Origin of the sequence: Streptomyces zinciresistens K42 (genome assembly GCF_000225525.1) — a bacterium.
Lineage (GTDB): Bacteria > Actinomycetota > Actinomycetes > Streptomycetales > Streptomycetaceae > Streptomyces > Streptomyces zinciresistens.
In genome coordinates this window covers 1-22,664 of record NZ_AGBF01000111.1, presented here as the reverse complement: position 1 = coordinate 22,664, position 22,664 = coordinate 1, and the positions used below count along the sequence as shown (strand labels likewise).

18 protein-coding genes, 2 pseudogenes and 1 riboswitch are annotated in these 22,664 nt (G+C 74.5%); of the genes and pseudogenes, 15 read left to right on the top strand and 5 right to left on the bottom strand.

Annotated elements, in window-relative coordinates; all coding sequences use genetic code 11:
* Window positions 1-629: 629 nt before the first annotated feature.
* From SZN_RS24605 to SZN_RS24585, 5 genes are all read left to right on the top strand, one after another.
* Complete coding sequence (locus SZN_RS24605) at window positions 630-1,757, top strand: LLM class flavin-dependent oxidoreductase (protein WP_007499879.1); 1,128 nt, start codon at window positions 630-632, stop codon at window positions 1,755-1,757.
* Window positions 1,754-2,269 (top strand): GNAT family N-acetyltransferase, encoded by a 516-nt coding sequence (locus tag SZN_RS24600; protein ID WP_007499878.1) that lies wholly within the window; start codon window positions 1,754-1,756, stop codon window positions 2,267-2,269. Before SZN_RS24605 ends, SZN_RS24600 begins: the two co-directional genes overlap by 4 nt.
* A gap of 224 nt (window positions 2,270-2,493) precedes the next feature.
* Complete coding sequence (gene ssuE, locus SZN_RS24595) at window positions 2,494-3,051, top strand: NADPH-dependent FMN reductase (RefSeq protein WP_007499877.1); 558 nt, start codon at window positions 2,494-2,496, stop codon at window positions 3,049-3,051.
* 219 nt (window positions 3,052-3,270) lie between these two features.
* Window positions 3,271-4,527: an acyl-CoA dehydrogenase family protein gene (locus SZN_RS24590; protein ID WP_043732854.1), complete on the top strand. Its 1,257-nt coding sequence runs from the start codon at window positions 3,271-3,273 to the stop codon at window positions 4,525-4,527.
* Between the two features lie 122 nt (window positions 4,528-4,649).
* Window positions 4,650-5,108, top strand: a complete 459-nt coding sequence (locus SZN_RS24585) for an RrF2 family transcriptional regulator (protein ID WP_007499875.1) — start codon at window positions 4,650-4,652, stop codon at window positions 5,106-5,108.
* Between the two features lie 18 nt (window positions 5,109-5,126).
* Here SZN_RS24585 and SZN_RS24580 read toward each other — a convergent pair whose 3' ends face one another.
* The gene (locus SZN_RS24580; protein WP_007499874.1) at window positions 5,127-5,867 is read right to left on the bottom strand and encodes a class I SAM-dependent DNA methyltransferase; all 741 of its coding nucleotides are present in this window, start codon (window positions 5,865-5,867) and stop codon (window positions 5,127-5,129) included.
* Window positions 5,868-6,105: 238 nt separating this feature from the next.
* On the opposite strand from SZN_RS24580, the pseudogene SZN_RS43550 reads away from it, so the two are divergent.
* The 5 genes and pseudogenes from SZN_RS43550 to SZN_RS24560 all read left to right on the top strand — a co-directional run.
* A pseudogene (locus SZN_RS43550) lies at window positions 6,106-6,168 on the top strand (hypothetical protein); the annotation flags it as partial.
* 115 nt (window positions 6,169-6,283) lie between these two features.
* The gene (locus SZN_RS24575; protein ID WP_007499873.1) at window positions 6,284-7,171 is read left to right on the top strand and encodes a glutathione S-transferase C-terminal domain-containing protein; all 888 of its coding nucleotides are present in this window, start codon (window positions 6,284-6,286) and stop codon (window positions 7,169-7,171) included.
* Between the two features lie 39 nt (window positions 7,172-7,210).
* Window positions 7,211-7,318, top strand: a riboswitch (SAM riboswitch).
* 356 nt (window positions 7,319-7,674) lie between these two features.
* Entirely contained in the window at window positions 7,675-8,658 is a 984-nt protein-coding gene (locus SZN_RS24570) for an amino acid ABC transporter permease (RefSeq protein WP_007499872.1), read from the top strand.
* Window positions 8,655-9,437, top strand: coding sequence for an amino acid ABC transporter ATP-binding protein (locus SZN_RS24565; protein ID WP_007499871.1), 783 nt, complete (start codon window positions 8,655-8,657; stop codon window positions 9,435-9,437). The genes SZN_RS24570 and SZN_RS24565 overlap by 4 nt, the downstream gene beginning before the upstream one ends.
* 67 nt (window positions 9,438-9,504) lie before the next feature.
* A pseudogene (locus SZN_RS24560) lies at window positions 9,505-10,527 on the top strand (ABC transporter substrate-binding protein).
* A 253-nt stretch (window positions 10,528-10,780) separates the two neighbouring features.
* Here the strand turns inward: SZN_RS24560 and absR1 are convergent.
* Window positions 10,781-11,866, bottom strand: coding sequence for a beta-glucuronidase AbsR1 (gene absR1, locus SZN_RS24555; RefSeq protein ID WP_007499870.1), 1,086 nt, complete (start codon window positions 11,864-11,866; stop codon window positions 10,781-10,783).
* A gap of 95 nt (window positions 11,867-11,961) precedes the next feature.
* Here absR1 and SZN_RS24550 point away from each other — a divergent pair, with 95 nt between their 5' ends.
* Entirely contained in the window at window positions 11,962-13,764 is a 1,803-nt protein-coding gene (locus SZN_RS24550; protein WP_007499869.1) for a LuxR family transcriptional regulator AbsR2, read from the top strand.
* Window positions 13,765-13,804: 40 nt separating this feature from the next.
* Here SZN_RS24550 and SZN_RS24545 read toward each other — a convergent pair whose 3' ends face one another.
* Window positions 13,805-16,372, bottom strand: coding sequence for a CHAT domain-containing protein (locus SZN_RS24545; RefSeq protein WP_043732861.1), 2,568 nt, complete (start codon window positions 16,370-16,372; stop codon window positions 13,805-13,807).
* 148 nt (window positions 16,373-16,520) lie between these two features.
* On the opposite strand from SZN_RS24545, the gene SZN_RS24540 reads away from it, so the two are divergent.
* The 3 genes from SZN_RS24540 to SZN_RS24530 are packed head-to-tail and all read left to right on the top strand — an operon-like array spanning window position 16,521 to window position 19,101.
* Entirely contained in the window at window positions 16,521-17,951 is a 1,431-nt protein-coding gene (locus SZN_RS24540; RefSeq protein ID WP_007499867.1) for a S8/S53 family peptidase, read from the top strand.
* 59 nt (window positions 17,952-18,010) lie between these two features.
* Window positions 18,011-18,586, top strand: a complete 576-nt coding sequence (locus SZN_RS24535) for an RNA polymerase sigma factor (protein WP_007499866.1) — start codon at window positions 18,011-18,013, stop codon at window positions 18,584-18,586.
* 8 nt (window positions 18,587-18,594) lie between these two features.
* Window positions 18,595-19,101: a hypothetical protein gene (locus tag SZN_RS24530; RefSeq protein ID WP_007499865.1), complete on the top strand. Its 507-nt coding sequence runs from the start codon at window positions 18,595-18,597 to the stop codon at window positions 19,099-19,101.
* A gap of 9 nt (window positions 19,102-19,110) precedes the next feature.
* Here the strand turns inward: SZN_RS24530 and SZN_RS24525 are convergent, their stop codons facing one another.
* Window positions 19,111-19,950 (bottom strand): N-formylglutamate amidohydrolase, encoded by an 840-nt coding sequence (locus SZN_RS24525; RefSeq protein WP_208865845.1) that lies wholly within the window; start codon window positions 19,948-19,950, stop codon window positions 19,111-19,113.
* 6 nt (window positions 19,951-19,956) lie between these two features.
* On the opposite strand from SZN_RS24525, the gene SZN_RS24520 reads away from it, so the two are divergent.
* The gene (locus SZN_RS24520; RefSeq protein ID WP_007499863.1) at window positions 19,957-20,286 is read left to right on the top strand and encodes a DUF5713 family protein; all 330 of its coding nucleotides are present in this window, start codon (window positions 19,957-19,959) and stop codon (window positions 20,284-20,286) included.
* A gap of 96 nt (window positions 20,287-20,382) precedes the next feature.
* Here the strand turns inward: SZN_RS24520 and SZN_RS24515 are convergent, their stop codons facing one another.
* Window positions 20,383-22,602, bottom strand: coding sequence for an NADP-dependent isocitrate dehydrogenase (locus SZN_RS24515; RefSeq protein ID WP_007499862.1), 2,220 nt, complete (start codon window positions 22,600-22,602; stop codon window positions 20,383-20,385).
* Window positions 22,603-22,664: the final 62 nt, after the last annotated feature.

Genomic DNA, 22,664 nt, shown 5'->3' with positions numbered 1-22,664 from the left:
CGGTCCTCGCAGCGCCGCCGGACGGCGGGGAGCCGGACGGCCGGGGCGGTTCCGTGAGCGGGCTGGACGTGATGTCGGACGGCGTGACCATGGAAGGTTCTCCGGGAGAGGGAGCGCGGGCGTGGAAGACCCTCGGCGCCACCCGCGCGCGACGGCGGATGGTGCGGGCCGGGGTCCGGCTTCGTCACGCCGCCGCGTCCCTCAACGCGGCCGGAGCGGCCACCGCGCGGGACCGGTCGGGCCGGTCCGGCATCCGGGCGCCGCTTGACGGGGCGAACGATGTCCTGCTCAATGGTCGCCATGACTGCCCAGCAGCGCTTGGTCTCGCGCGACCACATCGACTTCGGTCGGGTGTGGTCCGCGGCGTGTTGCGCCTGACGCGGCAGCGGGCCCACTGACCGGCCCTTCCCTCCCTCGGTGACCCCGTCGCGGGCCGAGTGCTCCCCGTGCGCGCGCTGCCGCGGCACCGCTTCGCCCCCTCTTCGACGCCCGGCGTCGTCACGCCCCGTACCGCGACCGTCGCAACTTCGCTGACGGTTCGTCATATCCACTTGTGCGCACGGCACTTCCTCAGGCCGACGGCTTGCCCGGCCTGTCCCGCGCGCCGCATGTCGCGAAAGGTCACGTTTATGCCCGTGGAGTTCCTCGGTATCGCCGCCACCAACGACGGCTCCGAAACCGCACCGCGCTCGGGCGCCGCCTTCGACAGGGAGTACACGCTCCGGCTCGCTCGGGCGCACGAGGACCACGGCTGGGACCGGGTGCTGTTCGCCTACGGTTCGGGTTCGCCCGACCCGGCCCCGGCCGCCGCGTACGTCGCGAGCAGACTCGACCGGCTCCAGATCCTCCTCGCCCACCGGCCCAACGTCTCCTACCCCACCTACGCCGCCAAGACCTTCGCCACCCTGGACCGGATCAGCGACGGCCGGCTCACCGTGCACTTCATCACCGGCGGCGACGACCACGAACAGGCCCGCGAGGGCGACACCCTGACCAAGGACGAGCGCTACGCACGCACCCGCGAGTACATCCGGATCGTCAAGAAGATCTGGACCACCCACGAGCCCTTCGGCCACGAGGGCGAGCACTACCGCTTCCACGACTTCGTCAGCGACGTCTTCCCCGTCCAGCAGCCGCGTCCGGGCGTCTCGTTCGGCGGTTCGTCGCCCGCCGCGTACGCCGCCGGGGGCGCCGAGGCAGACGTGTACTGCCTGTGGGGCGAACCCCTGGAGCGGACCGCCGAGCAGATCGATCGGGTCAAGGCCGCCGCACGCGCCGCCGGCCGCACCGACGCGCCGCGCATCCAGGTCGCCTTCCGCCCGATCATCGCGCCCACCGAGGAACTGGCGTGGGAGAAGGCCCACCGCACGCTCGGCGCCATCCGGGCGCGCCGCGGGACCGGCCCCGTACGGCATCACCGCTCCGGCGCCCCGGAGAACACCGGCTCCCAGCGGCTGATCTCCATCGCCGAGGCCGGCGAGCGCTACGACCGCGCGCTGTGGACCCCCACCGCTGCCGCGACCGCGGGCGCGGGGAACTCCAACGCACTGGTCGGCACGCCGGAGACGGTCGCCCAGGCACTGCTCGACTACTACGACCTCGGTGCCGACATCCTCTCCGCCCGCGGCTACGACCTCCTCGGCGACGCCGTCGACTTCGGCCGGTACGTCATCCCCCTCGTCCGCGAGGAGGTCGCCAGGCGCGACGCCGAACGCGCCGCCCGCGGCCCGCAGCCGCTCACGGCGGTGAACCGATGACCTCCGCACCAAAACTGACGGTCCTTCACGTCTCCCCCTCGGACCCGCGGGTCGCACCCCTGCGCGGCGAACTGGGCCGCGAGTACGCCACGCGCTACGGCAAGGACGCCCACGCCGAGATGTCCCGCCACCCCGACGAGGAGTTCACGCCCCCGTACGGCGGGCTGCTCCTGCTGCTCATGGAGCACGGCGAGCCGGTCGCGGGCGGCGCGTTCCGCCGCGACGACGCCCTCACCGCCGAACTGAAACGGATCTGGACCCGCTCCGCGCACCGCAGACGCGGCCTCGCCCGGCGCGTACTCGCCGAACTGGAGCGCGAGGCGGGCGCCCGCGGCTACGGGCGCGTCCGTCTCACCACCGGCCCCCGCCAGCCGGAGGCCCGCGGCCTGTACCTGGCCACCGGCTACACACCGCTGTTCGACACGCGGGCCGACCCGGAGACCATCGGCCCGCTGCCCTTCGAGAAGCACCTCGTCCTCCCGCTGCCCCCGCCGAAGGCGGCCGTCCGGTGAACCACCTTCTCTCCAGGGCCCGTTCACGCGCGACGGCCACGCGGGTGCTGCCGACCCCGCCGGCGCCGACCGCCTGCGGCTCCGGCGGTACGGCGCCCGCGGGCGCCCAGGGCTCCCCGGCATCCTGCGCCGCCCCCGCCGCCACCCCGTGACCCCGCCGTCCCCTCCGGCGCCGCGCCCCATGTTCCCCGCACCCACGCGCCCCTTTCCCGAAAGGTACTTCGATGGCCACCGTCCTCTCCGTCTCCGGCAGTCCCTCCGCCACCTCCCGAACCGCCCGGCTGCTGCGCCACCTGGACGCCCGGCTCACCGGGCAGGGCCACGAGGTGGTCCCCTTCGACGTGCGCGACCTGCCCGCCGACGCCCTGCTGCACGCCGACTCCGCCCACCCCGCGATCGTGCGGGCCACGGCCCTGGTCGAGCGCGCGGACGGGATCGTCATCGGCACGCCCGTCTACAAGGCCGCCTACTCCGGGCTGCTGAAGTCCCTGCTCGACCTGCTGCCGCAGTACGCGCTCGCCGGGAAGACCGTCCTGCCGCTGGCCACGGGCGGCACCACCGCCCACGTCCTGGCCATCGACTACGCGCTGCGCCCGGTGCTCCACTCCATGGGTCCCGCCCACATCACCCCGGGCTGGTTCACGCTCGACAGGGAGATCGGCGTCGGCGAGGACGGCACGCTGACCCTCGCACCCGGCGCAGCCGAGGCCCTGGCCCAGGTCACCGACCAGTTCTCGCTCGCCCTCGGCAGCCGCCGCACGCTGCTCGCGACGGCCGGCTGACCGCCCGCCACCGCTGCCGTGGCTTCGACGTGGGCGGCTGAGGCGGCTTCCGCGCCGTTCCCGCGCCGCCGTTCCCGCGCCGCCGTGCCCGAGCCCGCAGGGGCCCAAGTGGCCCTCGCGGGGCGGGAACCGGCCGAAGCGGCCCATATTCCCTATGTTTCCTATCGAATTACTAGGGAAGTGTTGACCCTCGTCGGCCGGACCGGTCAGGATGACGCCATGACCATCGCCCCCGCGGCCCCGCCCCCCTTGTCCGGCGAGCCCGGCCGGGGCGCCCGCCCGCCGCGGGACGGCACACCCGACTGGCCGCACATCGCCCGCGAGCTGGCCGACGACCTCGCCATCGACGCCGTCGAGCGCGAACAGGCCGGCAGGCCCCCGGCCGACGAGGTGGCCCGGCTGCGCGAGTCCGGACTGCTGACCCTGCTCGTACCGGCCGAACACGGCGGCGGGGGAGCGGACTGGCGCACCGCGTACACCGTGGTGCGGACCGTCGCCGCCGCCGACGGCGCCGTCGGGCATCTCCTCGGCAGCCACTACTTCCTGTCCCACGGCCCCCGGTTCTTCGCCGGAGCCGGTCATGCCGCCCGTATCGAGAGGGAGTTCACGGCCGGGCAGTGGTTCTGGGGCGGCGGCATCGCCTCGCGGGAGCCGCCGCTCATGCTCACGCCCACGGCCCGCGGCCATCTCCTCGACGGCCATCAGCGCTACGGCTCCGGCGTGGGCGTCGCCGACCGGCTGCTGGTCCGCGCCGCCGCGCCCGGCACCGGCGAGCCCCTCGCCGTACTCGTCGACCCCGCCCACCCCGGCTGTACGGGCGGCGCCGCGGGGGACACCTTCGGGCAGCGCCTCGCGGCGGGCGGCGCCCTCGGGTTCGACGCCGTGCCGGTCGGCCGCGAGGACGTCCTCGGCTCCCTGTCGCCCGACGACGGCGTCCTGTCGCCCTTCGCCGGCCTCGCCGCCCCCACCGCGCGCCTGGTCTCCGCGCAGTACTGCCTCGGCGTCGCCGAGGGACTGCTCGGCGAGGTCCGCGAGCAGGGCCGGGCGGTCCGCTCCCCCTGGCAGGCGTTCTCGCCCCAGCCCTGGCCGGGAAGCCCGCCGCAGGACCCGTACGTGCTCACCGCCTACGGCGAACTCGCCGTCTGCGCGCGGGCCGCGTCCGCCCTCGCCGACCAGGCCGTGGACGCCCTGACCCGGGGCCTCGCCCGCGGCGAGGACCTGGACGACGACGAGTGCGCGGAGATCGCGGTCCTCGCGAGCGCCGCCGAGGCCGCCGCCTCCCGGGCCGCGCAGGAGATCACCTCGCGCGCCCTGGAAGCCGTCGGCGCGTCCGCCGCGCTCGCCCGGCACGGCCTGGACCGGTTCTGGCGCGACACCCGGTCCCACACACTGCGCGAACCCGTCGCCCACCGGCTGCGCGAGGTCGGCGACTACTTCCTCAACGGCGCGCATCCGCCCTTCAGCCTGCCCGCCTGACCGGCGCGCCCGCCCGACCGGTGCGGCCCGTGTGCTGGTGCGCCCGCTGTCCAGTGCGGCCCGCGGGCCGGTGCGCCCGCCGACCGGTGCGGCCCGTGGGCCCCGTGGGGGATAATCGCGGTATGCGGATCTCGGCCAGGGCGGACTATGCGGTGCGGGCGGCGCTGGAGCTCGCCGCGGCGGGTGATGACACCTCCCTGAAGGCCGAGGCGATCGCCGGCGCGCAGGGCATCCCGCACAAGTTCCTGGAGGGCATCCTCGGTGATCTGCGCCGGGGCGGCCTCGTCGTCAGCAGGCGCGGCGGCAACGGCGGGTACCGGCTCGCCCGCCCCGCGGACGCCATCGCCATCGCCGAGATCATCCGGGTGGCCGACGGCCCCCTCGTGTCGGTGCGCGGGGTGCGCCCGCCCGACCTGTCCTACACCGGCCCCGCCGAGTCGCTGCTGCCGCTGTGGATCGCCGTACGCGCCAACGTCCGCAGGATCCTCGGCGAGGTGACTCTCGCGGACGTGGCCGCGGCCGACCTCCCCGACGACGTCCTGCGCCTCGCGGACGACCCCGAGGCGTGGACCAACCCCTGACCGGGGCTCCTCGCCCGGTCAGCCCGCCGGCTTCGCCCACACCGACACATGCGCGCCGCTCTCGCCCGTGAACGGCGCGCGCGTCCAGTCCTCCCAGCGCTCGCGCAGCCGCAGCCCCGCGAGCCGGGCCATCAGATCGAGTTCGGCCGGCCAGACGTACCGGAACGGGATCGACCGGTGCCGCGCCCGCCCGCCGACGATCGTCACGTAGTGCGAGCTCATCGCCTGGGTGACGGTGTCGAAGGTGTCGAACGCCCAGCCCGAGTCGCCGATCCGGAACGGCACCGCGCTCTGCCCCGGGGGCAGCCTGCGCAGTTCGGGGACGCCGACCTCGACGACGAAGCAGCCGCCGGGCCGCAGATGGGCGGCCGCCGTGCGGAAGCAGTCGACCTGGGCGTCCTGGGTGGTGAGATTGCCGATGGTGTTGAACACCAGGTAGACGACGGCGAATTCACCCGCCACACGGGTCGTCGCGAAGTCCCCGATCGTCACGCCGACCTCCTCGCCGCCGGGCTTGGCCCGCAGCCGCGCCACCATCGCCCGGGACAGGTCCACGCCGTGCACCGGCACCCCGCGCGCGGCCAGCGGCAGCGCGATCCGCCCCGTGCCGACGCCGAGTTCGAGCGCCGCGCCGTCACCGGCGAGGCCGGCCAGCAGGTCGACGGCCGGGTCGACCGCGCCGGGTCGGAACATCTCCGCCTCCGACCTGTCGTACTCGGCCGCGACGTCCTCTCCGAAGTACCCGTCGTCATCGCCCACACCGCGACGCTACCGCCGCCACCCGGACCGGGGCACCCGGATTTTCCCCGCCCTGACGGCCTCGGTCAGGCCGGCGGTGACCTCAACCAGGCTTCTTCGCGGCGCTGTTGGCGAAGCTGCAGCGCACCCGCGGCACGTCCGGGCCCGACCGCCCCTCGGACACCCCTTGACGCCGGACGCCGGAAGGTCCGACACTCGCCACAAGTTTCCTAGTGAATCAGTAGGGAAAGGGGGGTGGATGGAACCGCCCGGCCGGACGAGCCGTACCCCCGTTCTCACCTCCCGCCGGCACATCGACCTCCAGCGCGTCAGCAGCGCACTCCCACCCCCGGGCGCGGCCCCGCCGCGTCCGCCACGCGTCCGCCACGCGTCCGCCACGCGTCCGCCCGCACGTCACGTCCGCCCAGGGGAGAGCCATGTCCGCCACACCGCAGGCCGCCCGACCGTCCGCGCCCGCCTTCCGCGGCCGTATCGGCCGGGACGCGCGCAGCGGCCACTACGCCGTGCCGAACCGCTACCGCCTCCACCTCACCACCGCCTGCGCCGACGGGCTGCGCATCGCGGTCGCGCACAGCCTGCTGGGCCTGGCCGACGTCTGCCCCGTGACGTTCCTGCCGGCGGTCCCCGACCGCGCCGACGGCGGCCACGCCGTGCTGCGCCCCCTCTACGACGCCGGCGCCCACCGGTACGCGGGCGCGGCCCTCGCTCCCGTCCTCAGCGACGACTGGTCCGGACGCGTCGTCAGCACCCACGCGCCCGACATCACCCGCGACCTCGCCGGACGCTTCGGCGGCTGTCGCACCGACCTGTATCCGCGGGGCGCGGAGTCCGAGATCGAGGCCGTCGAGCGGATGTGCGCCGAGGGCGTCGAGGACGCCGCACAGCGCGCGGGAGCGCCCGGCACCGGGCCCGGGGAGCGCGCCCGAGCCCTGGAGACCCTGAGGACCTCCCTCAACGCGCTGGACCGCCGGCTGGACGGCCGTACCCATATGCTCCGCGACCAGATCACCGCCGCGGACGTGGAGTTGTGGGTCACGCTCGTCCAACTCGACACCGTCCACCGCCATCACCTGGACGCCACCACCGTCGAACACCTCGCGGGCCGCACCGCCCTGTGGTCCTACGCCCGCCGGCTCACCGCCCGACCGGCCTTCGGCCGCCACCTCGACCTGGACGCCATCTCCCGGCGTCACCAAGCCCGTTGCGAGGGCCTGGAGGCCGCCGGGGCCGCCGTGCAGATCCTGGACTGGGCGGCCCACACGGCGGCCGACGCCACCGCGGTCCGCACTGCGGACACGCGTTGACACCGGGGCGCCCCGCTGTATTGACTTACGGATCACAACGGTCATGAGCGTCAGCGACAAGCCCTGGCTCGCTGGCCGGCAACCCTCGCACCGCGGTGGGGTGCCCCAGGTGACGACCGGACCGGACGACCTCGGTAAGCGCGAAGGCCCCAGCGGGCCGGAAGAGTGAGTGACGCCATGGACGCAGCTCCCAGGACGGCCGTACGCCGCCCCCAGAGCCGCGCACTGCCGTGCACGACCCTCTTCGCAGCCGACCGTGCCGTCGACCTCCTGCGTGTCAACAGCGCACTGTGTACCGCACCGGGCCGTGCCCGCCGCCGCGGCTGACCTGTCCGTCGCCCGGCCCGCGCACCCCTGACGCGCACCGCCCCCGCGGTGCGCCCCCGCCCGCCCCCTCCCGGTGACCGTACGCCCTTCCACGTCCCGACCAGCCGCCGGACGGCTGTCGTGGGCCGTCGCGTGCGCGCGCTCCGGGAGAACTCTCCCCTCCGCCGGAGCCCACCATGAGTGAACCCCCAGGCGCCGCCGTCTCCCTCGCCGAGCCGGCGCCCGCCACCGACACCCCGCAGGCGCCGCCCGCCGCCCGGCGCGTCCTGCCACTGCGCCGCCCCGGCCGCTGGATCGCCACCGTCCTGGTCCTCGTCCTGGCCGCCCAGTTCGTCAACGGCCTGCTGACCAACCCCTTCTACCAGTGGGACCGCTTCGGCTACTGGTTCCTGCGGCCCACGATTCTCGACGGCCTCCTCGTCACCCTCGAAGTCACGCTCTACAGCGCGGTGCTGGGCCTGCTCGGCGGCATCGTGCTCGCGCTGGCCCGGCTCTCCGGCAGCCCGGTGCTGCGCGCGGTCAGCTGGACCTACGTCTGGGCGTTCCGCTCGGTCCCGCTGATCGTCGTCCTGCTCTTCCTCTACAACTTCAGCGCCCTGTACAAGACGTTGAGCATCGGCGTCCCCTTCGGACCCGCCTTCTTCTCCTTCGACGAGTCGAGGCTCGCCACCGACCTGGTCATCGCCGTCGTCGGCTTCAGCCTGCACGAATCCGCGTACGCCGCCGAGGTCGTGCGCGGCGGCATCCTCTCGGTCGACCAGGGCCAGCACGAGGCGGCTGCCGCGCTCGGCCTGCCCCGGCGCTACCAGTTCCGCAGGATCGTCTTCCCGCAGGCCCTGCGCTCCATCGTGCCGAACTACGTCAACCAGCTCATCGGCCTGATCAAGGGCACCTCGCTGGTCTTCTACGTCTCCCTGCTCGACCTGTTCGGCAGCGCCCAGTCCATGGCCTCCACCTATCCCGGAGACATCGTGCCGCTGCTGATGGTCGCCACCGTCTGGTACCTGATCCTCACGAGCGTCGTCTCCGTCGTCCAGTTCTCCGTCGAGCGGCACTACGCGCGGGGCGCCACCCGCACCCTCCCGCCGACACCGCTGCGGCGGCTGCGCGCCGCTCTGAGCGGTGCGACCGCCCGCGTCCGCGGGGAGGCCGCCGTATGACCGCGACCCGCCACGACGCGCCCGCCACCGTCGAGGTGCACGGCGTGCACAAGTGGTACGGCGCCCACCGGGTGCTGAACGGCGTCGACCTGACCGTGCGGCCCGGCGAGGTCACCGTCGTCCTCGGTCCGTCCGGCTCGGGCAAGTCCACCCTGCTCCGGGTCGTCAACCACCTGGAGAAACCCGAGACCGGCCACGTCAGCCTCGACGGAGAGCCGATCGGCGTACGGCGCCAGGGCACGCGGTTCAGGGAGCTGAGCGAGCGGGCCATCCTCGCCCAGCGCAGCCGGATCGGCTTCGTCTTCCAGAACTTCAACCTCTTCCCGCATCTGACGGTCCTCGACAACGTCGCCGCCGCCCCGGTCGCGACCGGCCGGCTCCCCAAGCCCGAGGCCCTGCAACTCGCCCGCGACCTGCTCGGCCGGGTCGGCCTCGCCGACCGGGCCGCCGCCTACCCGCGGCAGCTGTCCGGGGGCCAGCAGCAGCGCGTGGCCATCGCCCGAGCCCTCGCCCTGCGTCCGGGCGTCATCCTCTTCGACGAACCCACCTCCGCCCTCGACCCCGAACTCGTCGGCGAGGTGCTCTCGGTCATCAAGGATCTGGCCACCAGCGGCACGACCCTCGTCATCGTCACCCACGAGATCGGCTTCGCCCGCGAGATCGCCGACCGGGTCGTCTTCATGGACGGCGGCCGCATCGTCGAACAGGGCCCGCCCGCCGAGGTCCTGGACCGGCCGCGGCACGCGCGGACCAGGGACTTCCTCAGCAAGGTCCTGTGAGTCCGGCACCCCCTGCAAGTCCTCCACCCCCACATCCCACCACCCCTCCCGAACAGCAAGGACGGCCATGCCCACCCACCTCTCCCGACGCGGCCTGATCCGCGGCATCACCGCGGCGGCCACCGCCACCGCCCTCACCGGCTCCCTCACCGCCTGCGGCGCCGACGGCGACGCGGCCACCAGGACGGACGACAAGGCGGGCACGGTGACCGTCGGCAGACTCTCCAACGGCGCCGCCGAGCAGACGGCCGTCCGGGTCTCCGAGGTGCCGGCCATCAGCGCCCGGCTGCCCGCCGCCCTCAAGAAGAGCGGCAGACTCGTCATCGGCTCCGGCACGCTCCCCTCCGGCGCCCCGCCGCTGGGCTATGTCGGCAGCGACCAGAAGACCCTGACCGGCTCCGAGATCGACCTCGCCCGGCTGGTCGCGGCCGTCCTCTGACTGCGGCCCGAGGTCAAGCGCTTCACCTGGGAGAACCTTTTCGTCGGCATCGACAGCGGCAAGGTGGACGTCGGCTTCTCGAACATCACCGACACCGAGGAGCGCAAGCGCAAGTACGAGTTCGCCTCCTACCGCAAGGACGACCTCGCCTTCGAAGCGCCCAAGGACTCGGAGTTCACCTTCCGCGGCGACTACGGGTCCCTCGCCGGCACGACCGTGTCCGTGGGCGCCGGAACCAACCAGGAGCGCATCCTGCTGGAGTGGAAGACCAGGCTGGAGAAGGAGGGCAAGAAGCTCACCGTCAAGTACTTCCAGGACAGCAACAGCACCTACCTCGCCCTCAACAGCGGGAAGATCGACGCCTACTTCGGCCCCAGCCCCAACCTCGCCTACCACGTCACGCAGACCGCCGGCACCCCCGGCCCGACGAGGACCGCCGGCCGGTTCTCCGGCGCCGGGGCCACCCTCCAGGGACTGATCGCCGCGACCGCGAAGAAGGGCAGCGGCCTGGCCGAACCCCTCGCCGCGGCGATCAACCACCTCATCGACAACGGCCAGTACGCCAAGTGGCTCGCCGCCTGGAACCTCTCCGGCGAGGCGGTCACCACGTCGCGGGTCAACCCGCCGGGCCTGCCCCTCGACAACTCCTGACGAACCGTCACCGGCCGTCGCCGCCGGCCCTCCACCACGAGGGCCGGCGGCGCACACGGACCTCACCGACCACACGGGCACGACCCTGCGCGACCACCTGGGCCCGTCCCGCCCCGACACGGCCGCCCCGCACTCCGGGCGGGCCGACACCCCCGCGCCCCGCACGACGCGTGGGCGGGACGTCACCCTCCCCCGAAGGTGGTGTCCCGCCCACATCCCCCGGCGCCGGACACCGGCCCCAACCCGCCCCGGCTCACCAGCACATGACGGCCGTCCGGCCGGAGCCCCAGGCGGAGTACAGGCGTACGCGGACGACGTAGCGGCGCCCCTTGACGAGGCGGACGCGGACCGCGGCGTTGGCCGGGGTGCCGCCGTCGTCCCCGCCGGCGAGGAAGCGGGGTTCGCCGTCGCGCTCCTCGAAGACCACGACCAGGAAGTCGCCGTCACCGAACGTGCCCACCGTGTAGGCGCGGGTCTGCGGCGGCTCGACGGCGAAGTCGGCCTGCCCGGACGGTCCCAGCGCAAGCGGCACCGAACGGAACGGCTCCAGAACGCCCGTGCCCGGCGGCCCCGGCGGCGGATACCAGCGGCGCACGAACCCCCGGTCCGCGTCGGACAGCACCCCCGGCGGGTTCAGACCCGCCCGGAACCGCTCGGGCTCCAGGATCAGCCCCGCCGCGAACGGATACTGCATGACCGAGTGCGGGTCCCAGACCGCGCCGTTGGCCTCGTTGCGGTCGAGCTTGCGCAGGATGCTGGCGAACGTCTCCTCCCGGCTCCAGAAGTTCGGCGGTCCCGCCAGATCCGTGTACACCGCCTCCTCGTCCCAGTGGATGCCGGCCAGCGGGCTCTGGTGCTCGTGCAGCATGCCGAGGGCGTGCCCGATCTGGTGCAGGGCCGTCCCGCGCTCCCCGGGCGCGGTCAGGTCCCAGCCGAAGTTCATCGTGCGCTCACCGAGGCCGACGCCCAGCGCGTCCTTGCCGACAGCCGACCACGAGCCGTCACCGGCCTGGAAGCCGATGCGCACCTCGGCCTCCGACGGGTCGGCCACCTCCGCGAACGACAGCCCGGTACCGAGGCCGTGCCACTGCGCGAACGACTCGCGCACCACGTCCCGCTGCTCCTTGCCGCCCACCCACGACACGTACCGGGCCGCACCCGTCGCCGGATCGGGGATCACCGAGCCGTCGGTGTCCCGGTCGAAGAAGCAGTAGTGCAGCACCGTGCCGTTGACCCACATCCGGCGTCCCCCGACGAGCGCGTCGAGCCGCTCGGCGGCCAGCCCCGCCGGCAGCACGGGGGCCGACTGCCGCACGAGGGAGCAGTAGCGGGCGGTCATGCCCACCAGGGTGACCGGCGGCCCGCCCGGACGCCTGAGCCGAGGGCTACTCAAGTACCCCTGTATCAGCCGTGAGTCACCGCGCTCCTACTGCCGTGACGAGCGACGAACCCGCCCCCGAGACCCTCGACCTGCCCTGGCCGTTCACCGGCCGCGGGGACGAACTCGCCCTCGTACGCGGCGCGCTGAGCTCCGGACGCGGCGGAATCGTCCTCACCGGACCCGCCGGCTTCGGCAAGAGCAGGCTCGTCACCGAGGCCGTCCGCGGCACCGGCCGCGTGCGGGCCGCCGGCACCCCGGAGACCCGCCACGTCCGCCTCGCGGCCTTCGCGCACCTCGTGCCCGAGAACGCCTCCCTGCACGACGCGCTGCGCCGGCTCTCCGGCGAACGGCTGCTCGTCGTCGACGACGCCCACTTCCTCGACGACGCCTCCGCCGCCCTCGTCCACCAACTCGCCGTGCACGGCCGCACCCGCCTCCTGGTCGCCGCCACCGACGGCCACCCGGCGCCGCACGCCGTCACCCGCCTGTGGACCGGCGAACTCCTGCCCCGCCTCGCGCTGCGGGCGCTGCCCCGCGACGAGACCGCCGCGCTGCTGACGGGCGCGGCGGACCGCCCCGGGCCCGAACCGCTCACCGTGAACCGGCTGCACCGCCTGTGCGGGGGAGACCTGCGGCTGCTGCGCGAACTCGCCGCCGCCGCACGCGGACACGGCCCGCTCCCGCGCACCGGCGGCACCGGCACATGGGCCTGGCGCGGCCCGGTGCCGCTCACCCCCGCCGTGCGCGAGCACGCCCGCGACCTCCTCGGCCGGTGCGGACCCGAGGCACGCGAGACACTCGAACGACTCGCCCACGCCGAGCCGTTGCCGCCCGACGCCGACACCCTCGACCTCGGCACCCTCGAACACCTGGAGGCACACGGCCTGGTCCACCTCGACGACCGGGGCGCCGTCCGCCTCGCCCACCCCCTGCACGGCCCGGCGCTGCGGGCCGTCGCCGGCCGGCTGCGGGCGACGCGGCTCTCCCCCGCCCCCGACCGCCGCGCCGCCGCCCTCGCCGCCGCTCTCGCCGCCGAACGCGCCGAGCTGAGCACGCGGATCACCCGTGCGGACGTACGCGACGCGGCGGCGCCCGTGGGGGAGTGGCTGGCCGACGAGGGCCGCCCGGTACCGGCCCGATACGCCGCCGTACGCGCCCGGTACGCCCGGCTGCGCGGCGAGCTGCGGGACGCGGCGGCATGGGCGCGGGAAGGGCTGCGCGACGGCGACGACCCCGCCTGCCTCCGTGAACTCGCCCTCGCGGCAGCGCAGTCGGGCCAGCACCCGACCGCGCACCAGGACCCGGGTGGCCGCCCCCACGGGGGTGGGGCGGTCACCCGGCCCGCACCGGCGGACGGCCCCGGCACCGACGCCTACGACGCCGTCCGCCTCGGCGCCCCCGAGCGGGCGGCCGGCCGCCTCGGCGGCGTCTTCGCCGACCACGCGGACGCCCTCGCCCGCGGCGACGGCCCCGCGCTCGACCACGTCGCCGAACGGCTCCGCCGCCGCGGCTTCCTGCTCTTCGCGGCCGAGGCGCACGCCCAGGCCGTACGGGCCCACCGCGACCCGAGTGCGGCCCGCGCCTCACGCGCCCGCGCCGTCGCCCTCGCCCGCCGCTGCCAGGGCGCCCGCACCCCCGCCCTGTCCGGCCTCGTCCTCGGCGAACTCACCGCACGGCAACGGCAGATCGTCACGCTCGCCGCCACGGGCCTGAGCAACCGCCAGATCGCCGAGCGGCTCACCCTCTCCGTACGGACCGTGGGCAACCACCTCTACAGCGCCTACGCCCGCCTCGGCGCGGACGACCGAGGGGCACTGCCCCGGCTGGTGGAACTCCCCGACACCCGCACGGCGTGAGCACCGCCGACGCGGACCGCGCACCACGGGCCGGGCACCCTCACGCGGCGCCGAAGGCGGTGAACGCCCAGCCCGTCGCCCGGTGCAGCGCGTCGTCCGGCAGCGCCGCCCGCGCGTCCCGCAGGGCCTCCGCCAGCGACAGCCCGGCGCCGAGTCCCCGGTGCAGGGCGAGCATCAGCGGCACGACCGCCGCGTCGTTGACCGGCGCGCTGCACGCCACCACGCCCGCCGTGCCCAGCGGCAGCAGCGCGGTGACCAGACCCAGCAGCTCGTCGGCGCCGACCGAGGCGAAACGCGCGGTGTCGCAGCAGGACAGGATGATCCGGTACGGACTGCGCTCCAGCCGCTCCAGATCGTGCACCACGAGCGGCCCGTCGGCCATCCCCAGCGACGAGAACAGCGGACTGTCGGCGCGGAACGTGCCATGAGCGGCGATGTGCGCCAGTTCGGCACCGTCCAGCTCCTCCAGCACCCGCGGCACGCGCGCGTCCGCGTGCTCCAGGACCACCGCGCCGCCGTAGCGGACCGCCAGGTGCGGCACCTCCGCGCCGCCCGTCGCCAGCCCCGGCCCGCGCACCAGGACGTGCCGCCCCCCGGCGGGCGGCACGGTCTCCCGGGCGCGCAGCCAACTGCCCGCCGACGGCGACACGCTGAGCACCCGCTCGCGCAGCGACGGCAGCAGCGCCCACGGCACCCGGTGCAGCCGGGCGGGCGGTACGACCACCACGGGCCCGTCGCCCAGATGCGCCGCCGCCGGGCCGAGCAGCAGCTCCTCCAGACGCCGGCCCGCGGCCTCGACGACCGCCAGCCGCCCCTCCGCGCCCGGATGGGCCAGCCGCCGCAGCCCGGCCTGGACGTGCTCGGCCTCCGCCTCCGCCTCGGCCGGCCGCCCCGCCTCGAACCGGCGCACCCGCCCCTGACCGCACAGCAGCACCTGCACCCGCCCGTCGAGGACGGCGAGTTCGACCAGCCGCACGCCGTCACCGAGCCGCTCCAGCAGCCGGCCCGCGTCGAAGCGAGGGCCGCCGCCCGGCGCGGCACCGCGCAGATGCAGCGTCCGGGACCGGATCTCCCGCTCCAGCCGCCGCTGTTCGCGCTCCAGCGCGGGCACCGGACGCGCCTCCATCCGGGCCGCCTCGGCCCGCGCGGCGATCTCCCGGAAGGCCGTCAGACCCCGCTGCAGCTCCGGGTCGGCCGGCGGCCGGGTCGGCGGCGTCGACAGCGCGGTGGCCCGCCAGCGCTCGCTCCACACCAGCAGCCGCCGCGCACCGCCCGACTCCAGACTGGCCTGCTGCGCCAGCGCCGCCAGCTCCGCGCCCTGCGCGCTCGCCCGCGCCCGCAGTTCCGAGGCGCCCAACGTCATCCGGTGGGCGTCCAGGACGTCCAGTCCGCGCCGGCACGCCTCCAGCACTCCGCGCCCCGAACCCGCCGCCCGCGCCCGCAGCGCCTGGGCCGCCCAGCCCGTCATCCGCACCAGCGGCGGCCCGCTGCGCCGGCTGTGCGCGGCGAGCGCCAGATGCCGTTCCGCGTCCGCCCGCCAGCCGAGGTCCAGCGCCGTCCGCCCCGCCAGCAGCGACGCCAGCGGGGCGGCCGGCGCGCCGAACGAGGCCAGCCGGTCGGCCACCGCCGCCGTGTCCGCGACCAGCCGGCCCGAACTGCGCCCCGCGGCCACCCGCGCCTCGATCAGCGTCAGCCGGGCATGCGCCTCCCACCAGCCCCGCCGCTGCCCCGCGAACAGGCGGACCGCCATGTCGGCACGCGCGATCGAGGTGTGCGCCTGACCCGCCAGCCGCGCCGCGGTCGCGGCGGACAGCAGCAGTTCGGCCTTGCGCGTGGACTGGCCGCCGATCCGGTCCAGCACGGCGATCGCCGCGTCCGCCTCCGCCAGCGCCTCGGGAGCCAGCCCCGCGGCCATCAGCACCTCGCAGCGCCGGACGCTGAGCATGAAGGTCGGCGTGCCCAGCTTGGCGTAGCGCTCCTCGGCCTCGTCGAGCAGCCGCAGCGCCGCCGGGATGTCCCCGGAGCGGAACGCGGCCAGCCCCCGGCTCTCCACGGCGTCCGCCTTGTCGTGCTCCTGGCCGGTGGTCTCCCACAGCGCCTCGGCCGCCGTGAAGTCGGCCTCCGCCCGCTCCACCGCCCCGAGCGCGAGGTGCACCGTCGCCCGCAGGGTCAGCGCCCGCGCCGTCCAGATGACGTCGTCGGCCTGCCGCAGGACGGGGATCGCCCTGCGGACGTCCGCCAGCGCCGCACGGTGATGGCCGAGGACCCAGCGCGCGTAGGCCCGGCGGAACAGCACCCGGGCGCGCGTGTGCCCGCTGCCCCGCTCGACCCCGCGCTCCAGCGCCGCCAGCCCCTGCTGAGTGCGCCCCGCGTGCACCAACGCGACCCCCAGCGCGGCGAGGACGTCCGCCTCCCGGTCGGCCGACTCCGCACGGGCCGCGAGATCCCGGGCACGCCGCAGATGGTGCAGGGCGAGGCGCATGTCGCCCCAGTCCCGCTGCCAGATGCCGATCACCTGGTGGGCGACGGAGGCGTCCAGCGGCGGCGGATCGCCGCCGAGCACCCCTTGCGCCCTCGCCAGCGCTTCGTTGGGGGCGGCGAACACCATCGGCAGCAGTTCGAGAACCGAGTCGTTTCCCGCGGTCACCCCACGGATGGTAGTTGCCCCCCACCCGCGCCAGACAGGGGTGGCGCTGTATCAATCAGGTGCCGCACGGCTCTGGTTGACGACCGTCGCACCACTGGGAGGACCCGCCATGGCACCACAGCGATTCCACGAGCAGTTCGAGCAGATCCAGCGCTGCATGCCCGACGTCCCCCTCGCGATGGGACCCGACGACTCCGCCGAGTTCATCTACGAGAAGGGCCACGTCCTGGTCCGCGACGGCGACGAGGCCCGGGTCGTCGAGGACACCGTGCGCGCGTACTTCACCGCCGACCCCGACCTCGTGCAGGACGACGTGCGCCGCGCGAGCCCGCAGACCAACCGCTCGGGCATCACCCGCATCCAGGTCGGCGACCCCGGCGCGGGCGACCGGACCGCGGACCCCCACGTCGCGCACGCGCTGCGCGCCCTGCGCGAGACGGAGGGCCGGGCGGGCCGCAGACTGGTCAGCCGCAACCACCTGGTGTCGATCGCGGTGAACTCCTGCCCCGGCGACGAGCCGGCGCCCGCCGAACCGGGCACCCTCCTCAACCCCGCAGCCGCGGACGGAAGTTACGACGAGAACAGCGCCGTGGGCGTCCTCGTCGTCGACACCGGCCTGATGACCGACTTCCGCTCCGCGCCGCTGCTCGCCCACACCGACGGCGACGCGCAGATCAGGGAGCGCGACGACGACGGCGTCCTCCAGCAGTACGTCGGCCACGGCACCTTCATCGCCGGACTGGTCGCGGCCGTCGCCCCCAACACCCGTATCACCGTGCGCAACTCGCTCAACGACGCGGGCGCGATCCTGGAGTCCGAGTTCGGCGGGAAACTCTTCGAAGCCGTCGACGCCGACGGCTGGCCCGACATCCTCAGCCTGTCCGCCGGCACCTCCAACGGCCGCACCGACGGCCTGCTCGGCGTCGAGGCGTTCATGCGGGAACTGCGCGCCCAGCGCACCCTGCTGGTGGCCGCGGCCGGCAACAACGGCAGCGCCACCCCCTTCTGGCCCGCCGCCTACGCCGACCTGCCCGACTACCAGGACGTCGTGCTGTCGATCGGAGCCCTGCGCGCCGACGGCGAGTTCGGCGCCTGCTTCAGCAACCACGGCGCCTGGGTGAAGGCGTACGCGCCCGGCGAGCGGCTCACCGGCGTCCTCACCGGCTTCGCGACACCCGTGCCCTACGTCTACCAGCACTCCACCTACGACACCTGCCGCTACGGCTTCGGCTACGCCTGCACCTGCCAGTCCCCGCCCCACACGGGCGTGCTGAGCGAGCAGGGCACGAACGCCGCACCCGACCGGGTCGACTTCCGGGGCCACGCCCACTGGAGCGGCACCTCCTTCGCCACCCCCGTCGTCGCCGGCATGATCGCCGCGCACATGACGGCACAGCAGGAGAACGACCCGCGCGTCGCCCGGTACAAGATGCTCGCCGCCAGCTCCGGCTTCGCGGAGGTGCGCGGGGCGCACGTGCCGGCGCTGCTGCCCCCGACCTGGCGCCCCGTACCCGTCCTCCCGCCGGCTCCTCGGTCATGAGGGTCGGAACCGTCCCCTCCGCGGCGTACGATGGCGTGCCGTACACGAGGGGTGGGGCTGTGGACCGTGCAGACGTCGGCGCGCTGGTCCGGTCCGCCGTGGACGGCGACGCGGCGGCCTGGAAGGCGCTCGTGGAGGGGCTGAGCCCCCTGGTGTGGTCCGTGGTGCGCGCCCACCGGCTCAGCGACGCCGACGCCCACGAGGTGTACCAGACCGTCTGGTTCCGCTTCGCCCAGCACCTCGGGCGCCTCCGCGAACCCGAGAAGGCCGGCTCCTGGCTCGCCAGCACCGCCCGCCACGAATGCCTCAAGGTGCTCAGGAGCCTGCGGCGGCTGACCGTGACGAGCGACCCCCATCTGCTCGACCGGGTCAGCGAGGACCGTACGCCGGAGCAGTCGGTGCTGGACTCCGAGGAGGCGGCGGCCGAGAGCGAACGCATCCGCTGGATGTGGCAGGAGTTCGAGGAACTCGGCGAACGCTGCCGCCAGTTGCTGCGGGTGCTGATGGCCTCGCCGCCGCCCAGCTACCAGGAGGTGTCCGCCGCCCTGGGGATCGCCGTGGGCAGCATCGGGCCGTTGCGCCAGCGCTGCCTGCGCCGCCTGCGGGCCCGACTCGACGCGCGGGGTGCGCTGTGAAAGACGACGTGAACGACACCGCACCGGGCGGGGAGCCCTTCGACGACCCCGGGCCCGACGGCTTCGACGACACCGCGGACGACCTCGGCACCGGCCTGCTGGAGGAGTCGCTGCGCCAGGCCGCCGCCATCCTCGACCCCGTGCCGGCCGAACTGCGCCGGCTCGCCGTCGAGGCGTTCGCACTGCACGATCTCGACGCGCGCATCGCCGAGCTGACCTTCGACTCGGTGGTGGACGCCATCCCGGTCAGAGGCGCCGCGGACCCGCCGCGGATGCTCACCTTCCGCGCGGACGAGGTGACCGTGGACGTGGAGGTCAGCGCACAGGGCCTGATGGGGCAGGTACTGCCGCCCCAGCGGGCCCGCGTCGAGGTGCTGTCCGGCCCGCAGCGGGCCGTGCCGGTGGACGCCGACGACATGGGCCGCTTCACCAGCGACACACCGCCCGCCGGGCCCTTCGCGCTGCGGCTGCGGACCGGCGGCCGGGTCGTGGTCACCGAGTGGCTGCGGGCCTGAGGCGGCGCGTCAGCGCGTGACGGCGTCCACCAGCACCGCCAGCGCCCGCGCGAGCCGGGTGAGTCCGGGACCCGCCGGACCACCAGGCTCCGCCATGTAGAGATCGCGCCGGATCTCCACCATCAGCGCGCTGACGCCGGGCTCCGTGCCGTAGTACGCGAGCGGTACGTACGCTCCGGCGAACGGGCTGTCCAGGCCCGTCGGCCCGCAGGGCGCGAACGCCTCCCGCGCGGCGGCCGACAGCGCCGGCGGCGTGTGGAAGGGGTCGGTGCCCAGGCACACCGGCGGCCGCGGCCCCTCCCCGTGCAGCTCGTAGGGCAGCCGCGCCGACGGGTAGGAGTGCACGTCGAGGACCACCGCCCGGCCGGTGGCGGCGAGCCGCCCGGCCACGGCCTCGGTCATGGCCCGCGCGTACGGGTCGAAGTACCGCCCGACCAGCCCCGCGGGGTCCGTCCCGGCGGGCCGCAGGGGCTCCCCGCGGGTGGTCCGCGTGTAGACGGCGCCCATGCCCGCCGCGAGCATCTCCTCGCGCTCGTCGGGGAACCGCTCCGGGTCGACGACCAGCCGCGAGAGCCGGTTGACGAACCGCCAGGGCGTCACGGACGCGCGCGCCGCCGCCGCTTCGGCGATCTCGGCCGTGTGCGCGTCGGTGAGGTGGTCCAGCTCCCGCGCGAGCGCCGCGTCGTCCAGCAGGATGCCGTCCCGCACCGCGTCCGGAATCTCCCGCGCGGAGTGCGGCACATGAAGGATCACGGGGGACTCGTCGGCGCCGGGAAGCACCGAGAACGACGGCTCTGCGGAGGCCACGCTGCTGCTCCAGGGGGCGTTGTCAGTGGTGTGGTGCACCATCACAGCATGGACATCACCGACCGGCAGGCGGCCGATCACGCGTTCCTCGCCGCCCTGTACCGCAGCGCCTACTACCCCGACGCCATGGTGGACCGGGGCAGGGAGATCCTGCTGCGCCTGCGCGCGCGCATCGAGGCGGAGCGGCCCGCCGACCTGGCCGCGCTGTACGTGCTGACGCACGCGGCGACCGACGAGTTCAACGCCCTCCTGGACGACGGATTCGACATCGAGACCGTCGCCCGCGAGGAGATAGCCGGGGACTTCTGGTTCGTGGCCACCGCCTACGGCTTCACGGACGCGGACATCGAGGAACTGATCGCCACCCGGGACTGGTGACGCCGGCCGCGTCCCGCCGCGCGCACGGCTCCGCCCCGGCCGGAAGGTGCTCCGGCCGGGGCGGGCCGGCGGTGCGTGCGCCGGGGCGCCCGGGGGTCAGCCCAGCGAGGCGAGCGCCTCGTTCCAGGTGGCCGACGGGCGCATGACGGCGGCGGCCCTGGCCGGGTCGGGCTGGTAGTAGCCGCCGATCTCGGCGGGCTTGCCCTGGACGGCGTTCAGCTCCTCGACGATCTTCTGCTCGTTCGCCGTGAGCGCCTCGGCGTGCGGGGCGAAAGCCTTCGCCAGCTCGGCGTCGTCGCTCTGGCGGGCCAGCTCCTGCGCCCAGAACAGGGACAGGTAGAAGTGGCTGCCGCGGTTGTCGATGCCGCCGACGCGCCGGGTCGGGGACTTGTCCTGGTCGAGGAAGGTCGCCGTGGCCCGGTCGAGGGTGTCCGCGAGGATCTTCGCGCGGGTGTTGCCGGTGGCGGCCGCGTACTGCTCCAGGGACGGCACCAGCGCGAAGAACTCACCGAGGGAGTCCCAGCGCAGGTAGTCCTCCCGGACCAGCTGCTGGACGTGCTTGGGCGCCGAGCCGCCCGCGCCCGTCTCGAAGAGGCCGCCGCCCGCCATCAGCGGGACCACCGACAGCATCTTGGCGCTGGTGCCCAGTTCCAGGATCGGGAACAGGTCCGTGAGGTAGTCGCGCAGCACGTTGCCGGTGACCGAGATGGTGTTCTCGCCGCGGCGGATGCGCTCCACCGACAGCTTCGTCGCGTCGACCGGGGCGAGGACGCGGATGTCCAGGCCCTCGGTGTCGTGCTCCGGCAGGTAGGCGTTCACCTTGGCGATCAGGTTGGCGTCGTGCGCGCGGGTCTCGTCCAGCCAGAAGACGGCCGGGTCGCCGGTGGCGCGGGCGCGGGTGACGGCGAGCTTCACCCAGTCCTTGATCGGCGCGTCCTTGGTCTGGCAGGCGCGGAAGATGTCGCCCTCGGAGACCGGCTGCTCGATCAGCACGTCGCCGGACGCGTCGACCACGCGGACGGTGCCGGCGGTCCTGATCTCGAAGGTCTTGTCGTGGGAGCCGTACTCCTCGGCCTTCTGCGCCATGAGGCCGACGTTGGGCACCGAGCCCATGGTCGACGGGTCGTAGGCGCCGTTGGCGCGGCAGTCCTCGACCACGGCCTGGTAGACGCCCGCGTACGACGAGTCCGGCAGGACCGCCAGCGTGTCGGCCTCCTGGCCGTCCGGGCCCCACATGTGGCCGGAGGTGCGGATCATGGCCGGCATGGAGGCGTCGACGATGACGTCGGACGGCACGTGCAGGTTGGTGATGCCCTTGTCGGAGTCGACCATCGCGAGGGCGGGGCCCTCGGCGATCTCCGCCTCGAAGGACGCCTTGATCCCGGCGCCCTCCGGCAGGGCCTCCAGGCCCTTGAGGATGCCGCCGAGGCCGTCGTTCGGGGACAGGCCGGCGGCGGCGAGGGCGGCACCGAACCGCTCGAAGGTCTTCGGGAAGAACGCGCGCACCACGTGGCCGAAGATGATCGGGTCGGAGACCTTCATCATCGTGGCCTTCAGGTGCACCGAGAACAGCACGCCGTCCGCCTTGGCCCGGTCGATCTGCGCGGTGAGGAACTCGCGCAGCGCGGCCACGTGGAGCACGGAGGCGTCGACGACCTCGCCGGCGAGGACCGGCACGGACTCGCGCAGCACGGTGGTGGCGCCGTCCGCGGCGACCAGCTCGATCCGCAGCGAGCCGGCCTCGGAGACCACGACGGACTTCTCCGTGGAGCGGAAGTCGTCGCGGCCCATCGTGGCCACGCTGGTGCGGGACTCGGAGCTCCAGGCGCCCATGCGGTGCGGGTGGTTCTTGGCGTAGTTCTTCACCGAGGCGGGGGCGCGGCGGTCGGAGTTGCCCTCGCGCAGGACCGGGTTCACGGCCGAGCCCTTGACCTTGTCGTAGCGGGCCTGGACGTCCCGCTCCTCGTCGGTCTTCGGGTCGTCGGGGTAGTTCGGCAGCGCGTACCCCTGGCCCTGGAGCTCGGCGACCGCGGCCTTGAGCTGGGGGATCGACGCCGAGATGTTGGGCAGCTTGATGATGTTGGCGGCGGGCGTCTTGGCGAGCTCACCGAGCTCGGCCAGGGCGTCCGGGATGCGCTGGTCCTCGGTGAGATACTCCGGGAACACCGCGATGATGCGGCCGGCCAGCGAGATGTCGCGCGTCTCCACGTCGACACCCGCCTGCGAGGCGTACGCCTGGACCACCGGCAGGAAGGAATACGTCGCCAGGGCGGGGGCCTCGTCAGTGTGCGTATAGATGATGGTCGAGTCAGTCACCGGGTGCTCCGCTCCACGTCTGCAACATTGCTCGACATCAAGATATCTCGTGACCGGTCCGT

Bases quoted from the DNA above. Each gene is read 5' to 3' on its own strand.
- SZN_RS24605 (WP_007499879.1), top strand. From the start codon at position 630: ATGCCCGTGGAGTTCCTCGGTATCGCCGCCACCAACGACGGCTCCGAA.
- SZN_RS24600 (WP_007499878.1), top strand. From the start codon at position 1,754: ATGACCTCCGCACCAAAACTGACGGTCCTTCACGTCTCCCCCTCGGAC.
- ssuE (WP_007499877.1), top strand. From the start codon at position 2,494: ATGGCCACCGTCCTCTCCGTCTCCGGCAGTCCCTCCGCCACCTCCCGA.
- SZN_RS24590 (WP_043732854.1), top strand. From the start codon at position 3,271: ATGACCATCGCCCCCGCGGCCCCGCCCCCCTTGTCCGGCGAGCCCGGC.
- SZN_RS24585 (WP_007499875.1), top strand. From the start codon at position 4,650: ATGCGGATCTCGGCCAGGGCGGACTATGCGGTGCGGGCGGCGCTGGAG.
- SZN_RS24575 (WP_007499873.1), top strand. From the start codon at position 6,284: ATGTCCGCCACACCGCAGGCCGCCCGACCGTCCGCGCCCGCCTTCCGC.
- SZN_RS24570 (WP_007499872.1), top strand. From the start codon at position 7,675: ATGAGTGAACCCCCAGGCGCCGCCGTCTCCCTCGCCGAGCCGGCGCCC.
- SZN_RS24565 (WP_007499871.1), top strand. From the start codon at position 8,655: ATGACCGCGACCCGCCACGACGCGCCCGCCACCGTCGAGGTGCACGGC.
- absR1 (WP_007499870.1), bottom strand. From the start codon at position 11,866: ATGACCGCCCGCTACTGCTCCCTCGTGCGGCAGTCGGCCCCCGTGCTG.
- SZN_RS24545 (WP_043732861.1), bottom strand. From the start codon at position 16,372: ATGGTGTTCGCCGCCCCCAACGAAGCGCTGGCGAGGGCGCAAGGGGTG.
- SZN_RS24540 (WP_007499867.1), top strand. From the start codon at position 16,521: ATGGCACCACAGCGATTCCACGAGCAGTTCGAGCAGATCCAGCGCTGC.
- SZN_RS24525 (WP_208865845.1), bottom strand. From the start codon at position 19,950: ATGGTGCACCACACCACTGACAACGCCCCCTGGAGCAGCAGCGTGGCC.
- SZN_RS24520 (WP_007499863.1), top strand. From the start codon at position 19,957: ATGGACATCACCGACCGGCAGGCGGCCGATCACGCGTTCCTCGCCGCC.